Origin of the sequence: Flavobacterium commune (assembly GCF_001857965.1) — a bacterium.
Classification (GTDB): Bacteria; Bacteroidota; Bacteroidia; order Flavobacteriales; family Flavobacteriaceae; genus Flavobacterium; species Flavobacterium commune.
In genome coordinates this window covers 1,258,689-1,277,271 of record NZ_CP017774.1, presented here as the reverse complement: position 1 = coordinate 1,277,271, position 18,583 = coordinate 1,258,689, and the positions used below count along the sequence as shown (strand labels likewise).

12 protein-coding genes are annotated in these 18,583 nt (G+C 35.4%); all 12 read left to right on the top strand.

What is annotated here, in order from left to right:
- Positions 1 to 22: 22 nt before the first annotated feature.
- The 12 genes from BIW12_RS05365 (at position 23) to BIW12_RS05310 (ending at position 18,521) form a co-directional block, all read left to right on the top strand.
- Positions 23 to 1,288, top strand: coding sequence for a DUF4998 domain-containing protein (locus tag BIW12_RS05365; RefSeq protein WP_071184156.1), 1,266 nt, complete (start codon positions 23 to 25; stop codon positions 1,286 to 1,288).
- Between the two features lie 396 nt (positions 1,289 to 1,684).
- Positions 1,685 to 2,863, top strand: a complete 1,179-nt coding sequence (locus tag BIW12_RS05360) for a glycoside hydrolase family 16 protein (RefSeq protein WP_071184155.1) — start codon at positions 1,685 to 1,687, stop codon at positions 2,861 to 2,863.
- A 61-nt stretch (positions 2,864 to 2,924) separates the two neighbouring features.
- Positions 2,925 to 4,049: a glycoside hydrolase family 43 protein gene (locus BIW12_RS05355; RefSeq protein ID WP_071184154.1), complete on the top strand. Its 1,125-nt coding sequence runs from the start codon at positions 2,925 to 2,927 to the stop codon at positions 4,047 to 4,049.
- A 23-nt stretch (positions 4,050 to 4,072) separates the two neighbouring features.
- Complete coding sequence (locus BIW12_RS05350; protein ID WP_071184153.1) at positions 4,073 to 5,266, top strand: hypothetical protein; 1,194 nt, start codon at positions 4,073 to 4,075, stop codon at positions 5,264 to 5,266.
- Positions 5,267 to 5,459: 193 nt separating this feature from the next.
- Complete coding sequence (locus BIW12_RS05345; RefSeq protein ID WP_198033452.1) at positions 5,460 to 5,951, top strand: DUF4488 domain-containing protein; 492 nt, start codon at positions 5,460 to 5,462, stop codon at positions 5,949 to 5,951.
- 370 nt (positions 5,952 to 6,321) lie between these two features.
- On the top strand, positions 6,322 to 9,873 hold the full coding sequence (locus tag BIW12_RS05340) for an alpha-L-rhamnosidase (RefSeq protein WP_071184151.1): 3,552 nt from the start codon (positions 6,322 to 6,324) through the stop codon (positions 9,871 to 9,873).
- 8 nt (positions 9,874 to 9,881) lie between these two features.
- A complete protein-coding gene (locus tag BIW12_RS05335) occupies positions 9,882 to 12,347 on the top strand; it encodes a sugar-binding domain-containing protein (RefSeq protein ID WP_071184150.1) in 2,466 nt (821 codons plus the stop codon).
- A 141-nt stretch (positions 12,348 to 12,488) separates the two neighbouring features.
- Complete coding sequence (locus BIW12_RS05330; RefSeq protein ID WP_071184149.1) at positions 12,489 to 13,508, top strand: aldose epimerase family protein; 1,020 nt, start codon at positions 12,489 to 12,491, stop codon at positions 13,506 to 13,508.
- Positions 13,509 to 13,536: 28 nt separating this feature from the next.
- Entirely contained in the window at positions 13,537 to 14,703 is a 1,167-nt protein-coding gene (gene galK / locus BIW12_RS05325) for a galactokinase (protein WP_071184148.1), read from the top strand.
- A 5-nt stretch (positions 14,704 to 14,708) separates the two neighbouring features.
- Positions 14,709 to 15,758, top strand: coding sequence for a UDP-glucose--hexose-1-phosphate uridylyltransferase (locus BIW12_RS05320; protein ID WP_071186157.1), 1,050 nt, complete (start codon positions 14,709 to 14,711; stop codon positions 15,756 to 15,758).
- A gap of 27 nt (positions 15,759 to 15,785) precedes the next feature.
- Positions 15,786 to 16,799 carry a UDP-glucose 4-epimerase GalE gene (galE, locus tag BIW12_RS05315; RefSeq protein ID WP_071184147.1) on the top strand — a complete coding sequence of 338 codons (1,014 nt, stop codon included), beginning with the start codon at positions 15,786 to 15,788 and terminating at the stop codon, positions 16,797 to 16,799.
- A gap of 36 nt (positions 16,800 to 16,835) precedes the next feature.
- A complete protein-coding gene (locus BIW12_RS05310) occupies positions 16,836 to 18,521 on the top strand; it encodes a sodium/sugar symporter (protein ID WP_071184146.1) in 1,686 nt (561 codons plus the stop codon).
- The last annotated feature ends 62 nt before the right edge of the window (positions 18,522 to 18,583 follow it).

The window sequence follows — 18,583 nt, the reverse complement described above, 5'->3', positions numbered from 1 at the left end:
TTAACGATAAAAAACGATTGTTATGAACAAAATAAAAAAATATGTTTTTCAAACCATAATGTTGTTGGTTTTGACTGCGGGTTTATGGTCTTGTACTAATATGGATGATGGATATAAGGATTTTATTAAAGAAGGCGAGGTTTCTTATACAGGAAAAATAGATTCCTTACATATCTATGCCGGGAAAAACAGAGTGAATGTAAAAGGATTAATCATTTCTGATCCAAAAGTGACTGAAGTACGTGTTTTTTGGAATACAGGAAAAGATTCTGTAGTAGTGCCTATTACCAGGACATCAGGTGTTGATGTTTTGGATGTTATTATTGATGGACTAGAGGAGAATATATACAACTTTGAAGTTCGTACCTATGATAAACTAGGTAATAAATCTATTCCAGTGTTCAAGATTGGTAACACATATGGTGAAAGATATGAGGCTACTTTATTGGCAGCTATTATGAATAGAAAGATTTCAACAGGAATTAGTAGCGGTGCAACACTTAATGGAACTCTTGAAACTTTAAATGATTTTACTAAAAAATCATCCTATTCTGTTATTACTTATACAGCTACTGATGATACCGAAAAGCAATTAATTATTCAGTCTAACCTAAGTAACTTTACTATTACTGATTACAAATCGGGTACTGATATTAAGTACAAAACTGCTTATAAACCGGAAGAAGGTGCAATTGATATTTTCTTTACACCAGAAAAGTCTTTTTCTACACAGACGGATGTGACAAATACTTATTTAGTTAATGCTGATTTTGAGACTAATCCTACTGGAGCTGCTTTAGGTACTATGGTTTATGATGTGCCGGGATGGATTGAGATTCCTGTTGCAGGTTCAACTAATGATTTTCAGAAGTTAGGTACAGTTCTCTACGGAAGTGTTACTGCCGGTTTAGAAACCGCTCCAAAAGCAACAGCAACAGGTGGTAATGCTCTTTTAGGAGTTAAGAAACACTGGGGACCTGCCGATATTTATGTAGAACAGGTGTTAAGTCTTCCGGTAGGAACTTATACAATGACCTGGCAGTCATTTATGAAGCTAGCTACATCTGGAGCATCCAGCATGATGGGATATGAGATGGATGGTTTAGGTATTTATGATGCTTTTCCTTCAGCAACTGAAACATGGAAGAATCATAGTTTGGTGTTTGTGGTTACTACACCTAAGACGGTGAAAATTAGAATGGGATATAAGAAAACGGCAAATGTTGGTGGAGGTAGTAGTCCAATTCTTTTCATGGACAATGTCAGATTGTTGCGAGCTAAGTTGTAGTATTAGCTTTTGTAGAATATTTGTTTAATTGAAAGAGGTGGTATGGTTTAAGATTATATGAATACCATATCACCTTTTTATCCTTCTTGACGGCAATTTATATTAATAGTACATTCTTTCTAAGCGAGTTGATTACAAGATTGGTATTTGAATTATTATTTTTGAATTAAAATAAATTTTAACCAGTATTAACTGTTAAAATGAATTTTGTATTTGAGTTTTTTTATTATAGATGTATTCGGATTAATTAGGATTTTTAGACTGAACTATAGTTATGAAAGTAAAATAGAATACGGATTCTTTAATATTTTATTATTGTATGGTATTGAAAAATTGAGCAGGATAAATCGTTTTAGGTCAAATAGATAGTTGTTTAATTATCACAAAAAATAGATTATGAAAAAAGTTAAAAGTAAAAATGTTGAAGTTTTTTGTTTAATTCTGATCGCTTTTTTAACATTAAGTTGTTCAAGCGGTAGTGTTAATGGATCTGATACTGTAGATCCGGATGTTGATTCCGGTTCTGAAAAAGTAATTCCACAGGTGCAAACAGTGGGAGTTAGCAATGTTTTAAAAACTTCTGCCTTTGTTGATGCAAAAGTAATAGACAACGGAAGTGCCTCAATTGTTAGAAGAGGTGTTTGCTGGAATACAACAGGTAATCCAACATTAGAAAATGGAGAGTCGTTAAACGCTACAGCAGTTAAAGGTTCTGGTGAATTTTCGACTGAGTTATCTAAATTGAAAGATGGGCAACTTTTTTATATCAGAGCCTTTGCAACATCAAGTGCGGGAACTGGATATGGGGAAGAAAAAAGTTTTACGACTATTAGGATTCCTAAGCCTATTGTTTATTTGGATTCCACATCTTTTAGTAGCAAAGAAAAATTTGAAGCCAAATGGAATATGCTTTATCCTTGGGGCTCTGATCACAATGGTTCGGCTCGAATGTTTGCCGAAAATGTAACATTACAGACAGGAGGAGTACTTCAAATAAAAGCACAGTGGACTAATTGGGCTTGGGAAGGATACAGTACTGCAGAGCCTAAGCTAAGAATCACTTTTCATTCGGGCGCAATTCATGCTAAAGACCAAATTAAAGTAACTTCTGAATTGCCTTACTGGGAAATTAGCGGCGATTTCAAAGCGCCTATAACTCCTAGTTCCTGGCCTGCTTTTTGGATAACCGGTGCATGGAGCTGGCCTCCTGAAGTTGATATTTTAGAGTTTAAAGGAACGTCAAGTACTTTACAAAACACAGTTACCGGACCTGCCTGGAATCAAACGGTATGGACTTCCGTTCTTACTTCAATTCCTGATGCTGCTACCACATGGCACAATTATAAGTTAACTATGGAAAAAGTTTCTAATACCGATGTATTGGTTAAAATGTATATTGACGGTTCTCTTAAAACCTCTGCAACTAAGGATTATGTAGGTAAACCATTTTGGCTGATTATGAATATGCAAATGGAGGGAGCCAGTGGGGCAACAAATGATAATTCTGTTGTAAGAACAACTCCTCAGTATTTTCAAGGAAGAAATATATATGTAGCAGCAACGCCTAAAGAGTAATAGTGTTGTTTAAAAGAAAAATGGGTAGTGTTTGATTATTTCTAAAATCAATCAGTAAGTTATGATTAAGTTTTTGTGTTCAGTTGTTTTAATTAGTAGTGCTTTGTTCTCTTTTGTTTTCAGTCAGAACGATTTCTTCATTCCGGGAAAACAATGGAAAGACACTAATGGTGTGCATATCAATGCTCACGGTGGTGGTGTTACTTTTGTTGATGGAGTTTATTATTGGTATGGAGAGTATAAAACTGCTGGTCGTGGTGGAAATACATCTTTGCAAGGGGTAAGCTGTTATTCGTCAAAAGATTTATACAACTGGACTAATGAAGGAATTGTTTTGAGAGTTGAAACTAATCCTAATTCTGAGATAACAAAAGGCTGCATTATAGAACGTCCAAAAGTAGTTTTCAATAAAAAGATAGGCAAATATGTCATGTGGTTTCATTTGGAATTAAAAGGACAAGGTTATGATGCTGCTAAAGCGGCTGTAGCAGTGAGTGATAATCCAAGAGGGCCTTTTGTATTTAAAAAATCATACCGACCAAACAAAGGAGTTTGGCCAATGAATTTTGATGACAAATTTAAATCAGCAGTTATTGGAGAGCATAAATTAAAATCTTGGACTCCCGAATGGTTGACGTCAGTAAAGAACGGAATGTTGGTTCGCAGGGATTTTGAAAAAGGACAAATGTCCAGAGATATGACCGTATTTGTGGATGACAATGAAAAAGCCTATTTTATACATGCCTCAGAAGATAATTTGACGCTTCACATATCAGAGCTTACCGATGATTATTTAGATTTTACAGAAAAATGGATCAGAGTAGCACCAGCAGGTCATAATGAAGCGCCTGCCATTTTTAAAAAAGACGGTATTTATTATATGATTACTTCGGGATGTACCGGTTGGGATCCTAATGAGGCACGTTCGTTTAGTTCCAAATCAATTTGGGGTCCTTGGGAATCTTTAGGAAATCCGTGCGTTGGAAAAGGGGCGGAGCTCACATTTCATTCGCAGAGTACTTATATTCTGCCTGTTCAAGGAAAAAAAGATCAATTCATATTTATGGCCGATCGATGGAAACCGGATAACCCAATTGATGGGAGTTATGTTTGGTTACCCATAAAGTTTGATAAGCAAAAACCAGTTTTAAATTGGTTTGAAAGTTGGAGTTTAGATGTTTTTTAGAAAAAAAATAAAAATTAAAATAGATGAAAAAAAGTATTGATTTATTTCTGATGTTACTATTTGTTATTTGTTCTTGCTCTTCGGGAAGTTCTTCGGAAGTTGCTGAGGTAGAAGAACCGGATAATGTGGGAGTGTTAGCTACGTTGAAAACCAATCAAGCCGAAGAAATTGCAGCCAAGCAAGCTGTAATTTGGGGTATGCTTGAAGATAATGGTGGAAGCAGTGTTTTTGAACGAGGGGTGTGTTATGGAACAACAGCAAATCCTAATTATGAAGGAACAAAAAAATTAGCGAGTGTTACTAAAGGTTCTGGAGAGTTTAAAGTAGAATTAACTAATCTGGAAGGAAGCACGGTTTATTATGCAAGAGCTTATGTGGTAAACAAAAAAGGAGTGGCTTATGGCAATCAGGTGAGTTTTAAAACGGCCGACTTAGCTTCGCCTTTATTGGTTTTGGGAACTATAAAAGTGGCAGGTGCACAAGATTTATTTTTGGATGTAATCTTAAAAGAACATGGTGATTTAGCAATCCAGGAAATAGGTTTGGTTTACAATACAGCTACAAAACCAACAATAGCCGATAATAAAATAGCCAGAAGCAAGGTGGAAGACAAATTCAAAGAGCGTATTCGTAATTTAAAACCAGAAACTTTGTATTATGTAAGACCTTATGCGGTAACGCCGGGTGGAGTTTTATATGGTGAAGAATTTGTAATAAGTACCATTAAAAAAGGGAATTTCACCTATTCGTTTAATCAAAATGGAGCCGATGCTGCAACTGTTACCAGAATAAAAGCAGCATTTGATTTGGCAACAACCTATTACAATAATTTTACTTCAATTGTAAAACATGTAACGGTAAATTATTCGCCGGGAACACCTACTGCCGATGCCAATTTTTCGGGTTGGATTAATATGGGAGCCAATGCTTCTTATCAAAAGGCTGGAACTGCAATGCACGAAATGGCGCATGCAGTGGGAGTGGGGCAACATTCAAAATATACTGAATTAATGAAAGGCACTTGGCAAGGAAAACGAGCCAACGAAATCTTGCAAATGATGACAAATGACCCTGCTGCTTTGGTAAAAGGAGATGGGATGCACTTTTGGCCTTACGGTGTTAATGGAGCGCATGAGGATGACGGAAGTGATTTTCTTTACATCATGAATGCTTTAATATTGCAAGGCATGAAAGCTGATGGATTGCCTAGTAATTAAGATTAAATAAAGATGTTGTAAGCGAAGCATGAGTGGAGTAATTCATTTATGCTTTGTTTTTATCTAGTAGATTCTTTTGAAAAAAGGGAGAACTGCTGTTGAAAATTTAATTAAAGGTATGGTTTTGAATTTCATGCTTTTAGAAAAACCAAATGAACAAATTATAATTTTTAGGAACCAAAAAAAACTTACTATGAAGCACATTTTTACATTATTGATTGTTGTTTTTTCTGCAACATTATCGGCGCAGACAGAACAAAACCATATTCCTGTTTCAAAATCAATTGTTGGAATTTGGCGGCTAATAGACGAAAGAACACTTGCTAATGGCGAATCTATAAGAATAGTAACAGGAGACTACAAAGTAATTAATGCTGATGGTACCTATTATACGTTTGTAACTTGGCCTAATCAAACAACAATTGCACAATATGGATCTTACGAAATAGAATCAGACAGCACATTAGTGGAGCACATCATAGAGAATGTGCTACACCCTCGTCTAAGTGGAAAAGATTCACCCATCAAATACAACTTGATAGATGAAAATACAATGATTGTGGCTTGGAGTTATAATCTTGATGGTAATATTTGGATAAATGAAAAATGGATTCGTTTGCCTTTGGCTGTGCCAACAAGCGTCAGCGGTGTGAATTTTGTGCAACCTGGGACTCAAAAGCATTAATTGTGATGACTTTGATGCCTAATGAAAAAACACTAAACCAAACAATATTTATCGATTTATATATTATTTAAGTTGTTAAACTTATCAAGCAGTGGAGCATAAATAGAGTCTTTGAAATTCGAGAGAATATTGGATTTTATTTATGCTTTGTTTTTTTATCTAGTGGCTTCATTTTAAAAACTGGTAGGAACTGGTATTGAAAATTGAATTTAATACATAGCTTTGAATTTCATGCTTTTAGAAAAGCAATTATAACCAGTATTCTAATTTATATATTAATGAAATCGCCATTAAAAACGAGTTTGCGAAGCAAACACCAATAATAAAAGGCGATAACATATATGACCGCTAAAAAATAAATTCTGCATATATGAAATTCTTTAAATTAATCATCTTCTTATTTCTGGCTGTACCAAGCTTTCTTTTTGGTGCTGATATCCAAATCACTAATCTCAAGGTAGAAAATGCAGTAACTCCTATTGGTCTTGATGTGTCTCAACCTGTTTTTAGTTGGCAAATGGAAACATCAAGTAAAAACAGAGGCTATTACCAAAATGCCTACCAAATTATTGTATCCAATAGTCAGGGGAATGAGGTTTGGAATACGGGGAAAGTAAAAAGTGGAGCATCCATTAATATTAAATATAAAGGCGAAAACTTTAGGGCCACAACGTTGTACAATTGGACGGTAAATGTTTGGGATCAAAAAGGGAAAAAGCATTCTGCAAATTCTTGGTTTGAAACCGGTTTACTGAATTCAAAAATGGTAACAAATTCGGATTCAGATAAAGAAACAACCGCCTGGTCTGGAGCAAAATGGATTGGTGGTAACGCTAATGATATGGTTTTGTATTCCCAATACCTTCCTGTTTTTATTATTAATAGTACGATTCAGTTGGATAAAAAGCTACAATCGACCAAAGCATCTTTAGTTTATGGCGCTAACGATCAGCGTTTAATGGATCGAAATAAAAATCAGTATAAACTGGAAAACAAGAATGCTGAGAGTTATATTCAGGTAGAATTAGATATTGCCTCTTTAAATTCGGATGCAAATGCAAAGCTGAATATTTATAGAGTAGGTTATCATCCAAATGATAAAAAAGAAATTCCTTTTAAAAGTTTTCCTATTCCGAATTCGATTATTAATAAAGAAAACAAATACAACCCGCATACTGTAAGTGTTCAAAGTTGTTTGGGAGTTACTAAAATTTATATCGATGGGGATTCAAAAGAAAATCTGGTAGCTAATCTCAATCTAAATCCATTAGGAGCTGGAGGCGATTTTATAGCTTTTCCTATTGTAGGCGACATTGGTTTTTCAGTACCTAAAGGAGAAAAAGCACAGTTTTCGAAAATTGAAATTAAAAATTACCGAAGTCCTTCAAATGTGATTTTTTCTGATAATGTTAGTACTTCAAGTATATTCTCATCATTTAAAGAAGTAAGCATAGAAAATAATAGCTATGCCATAACGGGAGGAAATAATGGAGTTTTTGTTCTGGCTAATCCAAGTCAGAATTCCATGCCGATGTTGCGTACCGTATTTGGAATCGATTCTCCTAAAATAACTAAAGCACGATTGTATGTTACGGCACGTGGTATTTATGATGTGTACTTAAATGGTAAAAAAATAGGAGACGATTATTTTAATCCGGGACTGACACAATACAACAAAACCCATTTGTATCAAACCTATGATGTAACCGAAAATATCAAGGAAGGAAATAATGTTTTGGGAGCCATTCTTGGAGAAGGCTGGTGGAGTGGCGGCAGTACATTTGTTGGTGATAACTGGAATTTTTTTGGTGATCGTCAATCGATGTTGTCAAAATTGGTAGTTACTTATGCTGATGGAAGCGAAAAAATTATCACAACTAATCCTGAAACATGGACGTATTTTAATGATGGATCAGTAAAGTATAGCAGTTTTTTTCAGGGTGAAGTTTATGATGCCACAAAAGAAAAAGCAATTGAAGGCTGGTGTACAGCTGGATATGATGCTTCCCGTTGGCATCAGGCGGTAGCCATAGGAACAAATGGATTTGTAAGTCTGGAAGGAACGGCTAATTTACCCAACTTTAATAATTTTAACGATGCTCAATTAGTGGGGCAGTTTGGTGCCACTGTTAAACCCATCAAAGAATTAACGGCTCAATCAGTTACAGAAGTTCGTCCAGGTGTATTTGTTTATGATATGGGACAAAACATGGTAGGCGTACCAAAAATTATGCTGACCAATGTAGCAAAAGGAAAAACCATCACATTGCGTTATGCCGAAGTTTTGTATCCAAATTTACCTGAATACAAAGGAAATGAAGATTTACTGATGCTTGAAAATGTAAGGGCGGCTATGTCACAAGATATTTATACAACTAAAGGAGGTAATGAAACCATAACGCCACGATTTACATTTCACGGATATCGTTATATAGAAATAACGGGAATAGAAAAACCTTTATCGTTAATAGATGTTAAAGGAACAGTCTTAAGTTCGATACATCAATTGTCTTCTCATTACCAAACCTCAAATCCTTTGGTAAATAAATTATGGGAAAATATTACATGGTCAACTTATGGCAATTTTCTATCGATACCTACCGATTGTCCTCAGCGTAACGAACGTTTAGGATGGAGTGGCGATATTTCAGTTTTTTCGCGAACTGCAGTTCATTTATCAGATGTGAAGCAATTTCTGAAAAGACATATGCTGGCGATGCGGGATATTCAGAGGGAAGATGGGCGTTTTCCAGATGTAGCTCCTATAGGCGTGGGATTTGGAGAAACCATGTGGGGAAGTGCCGGAATTACAGTTGCTTGGGAAAATTACTTGCAATATGGAGATACAAGTTTGTTAGAAGAGCATTATGATGCTATGAAAAATTACGTCAATTACCTTATAGCCGATATTGATAAGCAAACTGGTGTTTTCAAAGAAAAAGAAAGAAACACTTGGGGATCATTAGGAGACTGGCTGAGTTTAGAAGATTCTAAAAACGAAAAAACATTATTTTGGGAAGCCTATTTTATTTATGATTTGGAAATTATGTCTAAGGTGGCAACGCTATTGGACAAAAAGAAAGATCAGGAACGCTTTTCAGAATATTACAAACAGCGTAAAGATTTTTTCAATAAAACCTACATTGATAAAGCAACAGGGAAAACCTCATTTAGAGGTAAAATTGTAGATACACAAACGTCTTATGTGTTGCCTTTTGCCTTTACTATTTTAAATAAAGAGAATGCTGATTTGGCTATAAAGCAGTTTGTAAATTCCATAAAAAGAGAAAACAAAACAGATCAGGGTGTTGTTTGTCCACCGTATTCATTAATGACAGGATTTATTGGTACGGCTTGGGTCAATAAAGCGCTTTCGGATAATGGATATTCTAATGTAGCCTATCAATTATTACAAAATAAATCGTATCCTTCATGGTTGTATCCTGTCACCCAGGGAGCTACAACTATTTGGGAACGATTAAATTCGTATACACATAAAGACGGATTTGGAGGAAATAATAATATGAATTCTTTTAATCATTATGCTTTTGGAGCGGTAGGAGCATGGATGTATAATTATTCGTTAGGAATTCTAAGAGACGATAATGCACCGGGATTTAAACATTTTATTTTGCAACCTGAGCCTGATACTACCGGACAAATGACTTTTGCAAATGGCTATTATGATTCGATGTATGGGCGTATTGAAAGTAGTTGGGAAACAAAAAATGGTAAATATCAGTTCCGTTTTGTTGTGCCTGCCAATACAAACGCAACACTTTATCTACCGGCTTTAAAACAAAGTGATGTAACGATAATTGGAAAAAAGAGCGGAATCAATTTTTTGAATATAGAAAATAATAAGGCTGTTTTCAAATTAGAATCAGGAGAATATAGTTTCGAAACAGTTACAAATAATTAACAAAAACAATGATGAAAAATATACAAATTATAGCATCTCTATTTTTATTTAGTTTGTTAACGCTGAATTGTGTTTCGGCTCAGAAGAAAATGAAAGCTGATTTTGAAAGAAAGCAACTTTTTGATTTTGATTGGAAATTTGCATTGGGAGATTCGCCTGAGAATAGTTCGGAAAATTTAGACGATAAGAATTGGAGAAAATTAGATTTGCCACACGATTGGAGTATTGAAGGAAAATCAGAAAAAAATAATCCAAGTGAAGGCGATGGCGGATTTTTTCCAGCAGGAACGGGATGGTATAGAAAATCATTTTCAGTGCCTGCTCATTGGAAAAATCAAAAGGTTGCTATTTATTTTGAAGGCGTTTATATGAATGCTGAAGTTTTTGTTAATGGAAAATCAGTAGGAATGCAACCTTATGGCTATACTTCTTTCGAATATGATTTAACCCCTTATTTAAAATTTGGACAACAGAATACCATTGCTGTGAAAGTGGATAATTCGAAACAAAAAAACAGCAGATGGTATAGTGGTTCCGGTATTTATCGTCATGTTTGGTTAAAGGTTCGAAATCCAATTTATATAAAAACATGGGGAGTATCAATAACAACGCCTAAAGTAACTAATGAAAAAGCTACAGTTCAAATTAAAACTAAAGTAAAAAATGAAACGGAAACTTTACAAATAATGGCTGTTTCAACAACGCTTTCTATTAAAAAAGTGAATGGTTATAATACTGTTTCGATGAACACCGATAATACTGTTGGGGTTGATTTAAAAGCTGGTGAAGAAAAAGAAATTATACAAAACATAGAAGTTGAAAAACCAATATTGTGGTCACCGGAAACACCGGATCTTTATCGTGCCGAAGTGAAAATCATGAAGGGACATATTAAAATTAGCGATGAACCAATTGATGTTGTTAGAAAAAATTTCGGAATTAGAACTATTGAGTTTACTCCAGAAAATGGATTTTTATTAAACGGAAAAAAGATAGAATTAAACGGAGGTTGCGTGCATCATGATAACGGGGCTTTGGGAGCTGCAGCTTATGATCGTGCCGAAGTAAGAAAAGTGGAATTGTTAAAAGCTGCAGGATTCAATGCGTTAAGAACGTCGCATAATCCTCCTTCGGAAGCTTTTTTAGATGCTTGTGATCGATTAGGAATGTTGGTATTCGATGAGGCTTTTGATGGCTGGAAAGAGAAAAAAACAACTTATGATTATGCCAGTATTTTTGACAAATGGTGGAAGCACGATGTAGAATCTATGGTGTTGCGTGATAGAAATCATCCGTCTATTATTATGTGGAGTATTGGTAATGAAATTATCGAAAGGAAAGAACCGGCAGCGGTTGAAACGGCAAAGATGCTGGTTAATGCTGTGCGAAATATAGATGTGACACGTCCGGTAACATCAGCAATGACTACCTGGGATAAGTCATGGGAAATTTTCGATCCTTTAATGGCGGTACATGACGTGGCTGGTTATAATTATCAGTTGCATCACGCTGAATCCGATCATGCCAGAGTGCCTTCGCGCATTATTGTACAAACGGAGTCTTATCCTAAAGATGCTTTTTCGAATTGGAATCTGGTTCAAAAACACAATTATATCATTGGTGATTTTGTGTGGACAGCCATGGATTATTTAGGAGAATCGGGCATTGGTCGTTATGTATATCCGGGTGAACCGGCTGGCGAACATTGGGAAGGAAATTTATATCCCTGGCATGGCGCTTATTGTGGCGATGTGGATTTAACAGGATGGAGAAAGCCAATTTCTCATTATCGAAGCATGCTCTATAATTCAAATGAGAAATTGTACATGGCAGTACGCGAACCTAATCCGGAAAGTGGAGCAATTAAGTTGACTTCATGGGCAGTTTGGCCTACATGGGAAAGTTGGACCTGGCCGGGTCAGGAAGGAAAAAATCTTGAAGTTGAAGTCTATTCGAAATATCCTAAAGTAAGGCTCTATCTGAATGATAAAGTTATTGGTGAAAAAGAAACAGGTTTAAGTCAGGAGTTTAAAGCAACTTTCGCAATTCTGTATGCCAGTGGCGAATTAAAAGCGGTAGGCATAGAAAATAATAAGGAAGTAGAATCGGTTTTGTTGAAAACAGCGCAAAAAGCAACAAAAATAAAATTGACAGCCGATCGAAATGAAATAGCCGCTGATGGACAGGATTTGGCCTATGTTACAGTCGAAGTTACAGATGATAAAGGAGTTTTGAATCCAAATGCAGCAAACCAACTTGCATTTAATGTTTCAGGAGCTGGAGTTATAGTGGGTGTTGATAATGCTAATTTAAAAGACACCGATTTGTATGTTGGCAATACTCGTAAAGCCTGGCGTGGACGTTCTATGGTAATTATTAAAAGTACCAAAGAATCAGGAGCTATTAATCTTGAAGTTACTTCGCCAGGTTTAGAAACCGCAGTTGTAAAATTGAAAACTATTAAAGGTAAATAACATAGTATATGGTTGCTAGATTGATTCATTTTAAATTAATCTAGTGGCTATTTTTAAAAACTGGTGGGTAGTGGTATAGTTTAATAAGCTTTATTTCTATTTTTGCTATCGAAATCAAATAAATGAAAAATAAACCACATTATGTCTACTTCTGAAAATAATTCATCCCATTTAGAGTCTGCTGTTACTTCTTTTTATGAGTTAACCAATAAAAACGGTGCACAGCTTAAAGTAATTCCTTTTGGAGCTACCCTTACAGCATTGAAAATTCCGTTGAATAACGGTGAACTTGTCGATGTGGTTTTAGGATTTGATAGTGTTGAAGGCTATGAGAAATCATTTCAATTAAATGGTTCTCCTTATATGGGAGCTACTGTGGGGCGTTATGCAGGGAGAATTAACGAAGGAAAATTCGAATTGAATGGTAAAAACTACCAATTGAATATCAATAATGGTCCTAATTCTTTGCATGGAGGAATAGAAAATTTCAGCAAGAAAAACTGGAATGTAGATCAAGTAACAACTGGCGAAAATCCATCGATTACGTTGAGTTATGTTAGCGCTGCTAATGAAGAGAATTACCCGGGAGAACTTTCAGTAAGTCTGACTTATACTTTATCAGAAGAGAATGAATTGATTCTTGAATACAAAGCAACTACTACTGAAGATACTATTATCAATTTAACGCATCACAGTTATTTTAATTTGGATGGACATCAATCTGATGTTTCAGGGCAGGATTTAGTTGTGCATGCGCAAAAAGTAGTTGAAACCAGAGAAGATTGTATTCCAACAGGAAATATTCTGGAAGTTGCCAATACTGTATTCGATTATAGAACGGCAAAAAAATGTCCTAAAAGTATCGACAACACTTTTGTAGTGGAGAATAATGACGAAGTGAAAGCTACGCTTTTTAGTCCGTTGACTAATTTAAAAATGGATGTTTACACTGATCAGCCTGGGGTTCATATCTATGTGGGTGGAAATTGTGGGTCTGACTTAAAAGGGAAAGAAAATGCAACTTATCACGCCTTAAGCGGAATTTGTTTTGAAACCCAAAATTTCCCGGATGCTCCAAATCACGCTAATTTTCCATCTGCCGTTTTGAAGAAAGACGATGTTTACAAACAGAAAACGACTTATAAATTTGAATCACTATAAAATCTAATACTATTTCAATTTCTAACCAATGAATGATATTTTAATTAATAAAACAACGAGCTATTTTAAGGAAACTTTTGGTTCTGAGCCAACAAAAATAGTGCTTTCTCCAGGGAGAATCAACATCATCGGGGAGCATATCGATTACAATGATGGTTATGTTTTGCCTGCTGCTATCGATAAGATTATTTGCTTTGCTTTTGCAAAAAACAATACCAATACTTCTAAAGTAATTGCTTTAGACCTGAATGATTCTTTTGAAATTGATGTCACGGCTGAGGTAAAATTAGACGATAATGACTGGACAAACTACATCAGAGGGGTAATCAATCAATTAAAAATTAACGGATTTCAACTGGAAGGTGTAAACTGCGTTTTCAGTAGTAATATTCCTGTTGGTTCGGGATTATCTTCTTCTGCAGCATTAGAATGTGGATTCTTATTTGGAATGAACGATTTATTCAATTTGAATATTAAGCCAATTGATATTGCCTTGTTAGGACAAAAAGCCGAGCACTGGGTGGGAATCAAATGCGGAATTATGGATCAGTTTTCTAGTGTAATGGGACTGGAAGATAAAGTAATCAAGATTGATTGCCGCACTTTAGAGTACACTTATCACGATGCTAATTTCAGTGATTATTCATTGATTTTGTTTGATTCGAATGTGAAACACTCGTTGATGACTTCGGCTTATAACGAAAGAAGACAGCAATGTGAAGAAGGAATTGCGATTGTTAAAGCAAATTTCCCTGAGATAAAAAGTTTTAGAGATTGTACGGAACAAACCATAATTGATTTGAAAGACAAAATGAGTCATGACGTTTTTAGACGTTCTCTTTTTGTGGTAAAAGAAATCAACCGCGTTATTCAGGCTTGTGAAGCATTAGACAATGGTAAAATCGAATTGTTAGGCGAACTGATGTTTGCTACTCACGATGGCTTGTCTAAAGATTACGAAGTAAGCTGCGAAGAGCTGGATTTATTAGTAGATTTGGCTAAAGAAGAAACTGCAGTTATTGGTTCAAGATTAATGGGGGGCGGTTTTGGAGGATGCACCATCAACCTTGTTAAAAAAGGACAGGAACAACAAATTAAAGATAAATTTTCAAAATTATATAACGAAGCTTTCGGAATCGAATTGAAAATTTATGACGTTAAAGTAAGTAACGGAACATCACTATACACTAAATAATGACTATGAGAAAGTTTGATATCAACGAAGATCCGCATAGAAGATATAATCCTTTGATTAATGAATGGGTTTTAGTTTCACCACATCGTTCAAAAAGACCTTGGCAAGGACAAAAAGAAGCGGTAAATACTGTTGCGTTGCCAGAATATGATCCCGAATGTTATTTATGTGCCGGAAATGTTCGTGCTAATGGCGAAGTAAATCCAGCTTACGAAAGCAGTTTTGTTTTCGAAAATGACTTTGCTGCGCTTAAACAAGAACCAATTGATTTTGGTGGAAATGAAGAAGGAAGTTTCTTCAAGGCACAACCAGAAAGAGGAATCTCGAGGGTGGTTTGTTTTTCACCAAGACATGATTTGACTTTACCGGAAATGGATGTGGATGGTATTGTGAATATTATTCATACCTGGCAAAAAGAATACACTGATTTAGGTAATGTTGATTACATCAATCACGTGCAGATTTTTGAAAATAAAGGAAGTGTAATGGGATGTAGTAATCCGCATCCACACGGACAAATCTGGGCTCAGTCTTCATTGCCAACACAGGTTGAGAAAACGCAAAATAACCTGAAAGCTTATTTTGAAAAAAATGGAACTAATCTTTTACAGGATTATCTAAAAGAAGAATTAAAAGTAAAAGAACGTGTGGTTGTTGAAAACGATCATTTTGCAGCAATTGTTCCTTTCTGGGCAATCTGGCCTTTCGAAACTATGATTGTAAGCAAACGTCATATTACTAAAATCACTGATTTTACTGAAGATGAGGTAGCTGCTTTTGCTGTTATTTTGAAACAATTAACAACAAAATACGATAATCTTTTCGAAACTTCATTCCCTTATTCTTCAGGAATCCACCAGGCTCCAACAGATGGTGAAGAGCATCCGGAATGGCAGTTTCACATGCATTTTTACCCACCATTGTTGCGTTCGGCTTCAGTGAAAAAATTCATGGTAGGTTATGAGATGATGGGAGAATCTCAAAGAGATATTACACCAGAGAAGAGTGCCGAAATGTTGAGAAATTTATCTGAGGTACATTACAAACAAAAATAACTAAACTGATATTTAAAAAAACAAATCATGAAAATACTTGTTACGGGAGGTTTAGGTTTCATAGGTTCGCATACAGTAGTCGAATTGCAAAACGAAGGTTTTGAGGTGGTTGTTATTGATAATTTATCCAATTCATCTGAAGACGTTTTAAAAGGAATTGAAGCTATAACAGGGAAAAAACCACTTTTTGAAAAACTGGATTTAAGAGAGAAATCGGTAGTTCAGGATTTTTTCAAACGCCATTCGGATGTAAATGGAGTAATCCATTTTGCAGCTTCAAAGGCAGTAGGAGAGAGTGTGGGGAATCCTTTGTTATACTACGAAAACAACATCAATTCGTTGGTGTATTTGCTTCAGGAATTAGAGAAAAAAGAAAGTGCTAACTTTATTTTTAGCTCTTCTTGTACGGTTTATGGTCAAGCCGAAACAATGCCTATCAATGAGGATTCTGCTATTCAACCTGCGATGTCTCCTTATGGAAATACCAAACAAATAGGAGAAGAAATTATTACTGATGTAGCTAAAGTAAGTGGTATCAATGCTGTTTTATTGCGTTATTTTAATCCAATTGGTGCTCATCCATCGGTTGAAATTGGTGAATTGCCAATAGGTGTTCCGCAAAATTTAGTACCATTTATTACTCAAACAGGAATTGGTTTGCGTAAAGAATTAATGGTTTATGGTAATGATTATCCAACGCCGGACGGAACTTGTATTCGCGATTACATTCATGTAGTTGATTTAGCTAAAGCGCATGTTATTGCCCTGCAACGATTATTGAATAAAAAGAACGAAGAAAAAGTAGAAACTTTTAATCTGGGAACCGGAGTAGGAAGTTCAGTATTAGAAGTGATCAATGCTTTCGAAAAAGTAAGCGGCAAAAAATTAGCTTACCAAATCGTTGACAGAAGAGAAGGTGATGTTACTTTGGCTTACGCCAATACGGATAAGGCTAATAAAGTACTGGGCTGGAAAACCCAATTAAGTCTGGAACAAGCGATGGAAAGTGCTTGGAAATGGGAACAAAAAATCAGAAGCTAAAGGCTTTAACCAATTATTAATTTTAAATAAAAATCTATGAGCTCAAGTCTCGAATTTGCAGATTATGCAGTATTTATAATCTACTTTTTAATTGTATCGGTTTATGGATACATTATCTATCGCAAACGCGAAAAAAACGAACATGATGCTAAGGCGTATTTCTTAGCCGAAGGAACATTAACATGGTGGGCTATTGGAGCTTCGTTAATTGCTTCTAACATTTCAGCTGAGCAGTTTATCGGAATGAGTGGGGAAGGATTCTTCTTAGGAATTGCTGTAGCTGCTTACGAATGGGTTGCTGCTATCGCGTTGATTATTATTGCAATTTGGTTTATTCCTGTTTATTTGAAAAACAAGATTTACACCATGCCACAATTCTTAAAAACAAGATACAACGAAACTACAGCTTTGATTATGGCTGTTTTCTGGTTGTTTTTGTATGTTTTTGTGAACTTAACCTCTATTTTATATTTAGGAGCTGTTGCCATTAACGGATTAGCAGGAGGAGATTTTCTTCATGTTATTATGTTAGGATTGGCTGTTTTTGCTTTGATTATCTCTCTTGGTGGTATGAAAGTGGTTGCTTATACCGACGTTATTCAGGTGGCTGTATTAATCATTGGAGGTTTGGTGACTTCTTATATCGCTCTAACAACAGTAGGAGAATATTTTGGTGTTGGTAAAGATGCTATCGCAGGATTCAACGTATTGATGGAAAAAGCTCCTGAGCATTTCAAAATGATTATTCCAAGGCCAACGGCTACTTCTACACAGTTAGAAATTGATAAATACCTTACTTTTCCGGGAATGTTGTCTTATTTAGCAGGTATCTGGATTATCAATCTGAACTATTGGGGATGTAACCAATACATCACTCAAAGAGCTCTTGGAGCTGATTTAACAACGGCTCGTACAGGTATTTTGTTTGCAGGATTATTAAAATTATTAATGCCTGTAATTGTAATGTTACCGGGTATTGCTGCTTACGTTTTATATCAGGGAGGACACTTACCACAATTAGTCGGTGGAAAAGACGGAGCTTATTCGGCTATGTTAACTTTCTTACCAACAGGATTAAAAGGATTATCAGTTGCGGCTTTAACTGCTGCTATCGTGGCTTCGTTAGCGGGTAAAGTAAACAGTATTTCGACTATTTATACTTTAGACGTTCACAAAAAGTACATTCAAAAAAATGCTTCCGACAGAGCTCAGGTAAACATTGGTCGTTATGCCGTTTTTGCTTCTATGGTTTTGGCTGTATTGTTTACATGGAATGATGTTCTAGGAATCGGTGGAGTAGGTGGATTTACCTATATCCAAAAATACACAGGATTTATTAGCCCTGGAGTATTTGCTATGTTCTTCTTAGGGATGTTCTGGAAAAGAACTACAGGTACAGCGGCTATTGTTGGGGTAATTGCAGGTTTCTTATTGTCAGTTTTATTCAACGAATACGCTCCGGCTATGTTTGGAAACGAAACGTTATTGTACACAGCCTGGCCAAATGGTAAAGGTGGTTTCGAAATTCCGTTTCACATTTGTATGGGATTATCATTTGCCTTTACAATGTTGTTAATGATTGGAATCAGTTTTGCCGGACCAAAAGTGAATCCTAAAGCTTTTGAATTGGATACTGAAATGTTCAAAGTAAAACCTCAAACTACAGTATTAATTATTATTACTTTATTAATTATCGCTGCTTTGTACGTGAAGTTCTGGTAATAGAAAATAATAGTTTTAAATGTGAAAATGTGGAATCGAATTCGTTTAATTTCACATTTTTT

Coding starts and splice junctions, on each gene's coding strand:
- BIW12_RS05365 (WP_071184156.1), top strand. CDS start 23: ATGAACAAAATAAAAAAATATGTTTTTCAAACCATAATGTTGTTGGTT.
- BIW12_RS05355 (WP_071184154.1), top strand. CDS start 2,925: ATGATTAAGTTTTTGTGTTCAGTTGTTTTAATTAGTAGTGCTTTGTTC.
- galE (WP_071184147.1), top strand. CDS start 15,786: ATGAAAATACTTGTTACGGGAGGTTTAGGTTTCATAGGTTCGCATACA.
- BIW12_RS05350 (WP_071184153.1), top strand. CDS start 4,073: ATGAAAAAAAGTATTGATTTATTTCTGATGTTACTATTTGTTATTTGT.
- BIW12_RS05340 (WP_071184151.1), top strand. CDS start 6,322: ATGAAATTCTTTAAATTAATCATCTTCTTATTTCTGGCTGTACCAAGC.
- BIW12_RS05310 (WP_071184146.1), top strand. CDS start 16,836: ATGAGCTCAAGTCTCGAATTTGCAGATTATGCAGTATTTATAATCTAC.
- BIW12_RS05345 (WP_198033452.1), top strand. CDS start 5,460: ATGAAGCACATTTTTACATTATTGATTGTTGTTTTTTCTGCAACATTA.
- galK (WP_071184148.1), top strand. CDS start 13,537: ATGAATGATATTTTAATTAATAAAACAACGAGCTATTTTAAGGAAACT.
- BIW12_RS05320 (WP_071186157.1), top strand. CDS start 14,709: ATGAGAAAGTTTGATATCAACGAAGATCCGCATAGAAGATATAATCCT.
- BIW12_RS05330 (WP_071184149.1), top strand. CDS start 12,489: ATGTCTACTTCTGAAAATAATTCATCCCATTTAGAGTCTGCTGTTACT.
- BIW12_RS05335 (WP_071184150.1), top strand. CDS start 9,882: ATGATGAAAAATATACAAATTATAGCATCTCTATTTTTATTTAGTTTG.
- BIW12_RS05360 (WP_071184155.1), top strand. CDS start 1,685: ATGAAAAAAGTTAAAAGTAAAAATGTTGAAGTTTTTTGTTTAATTCTG.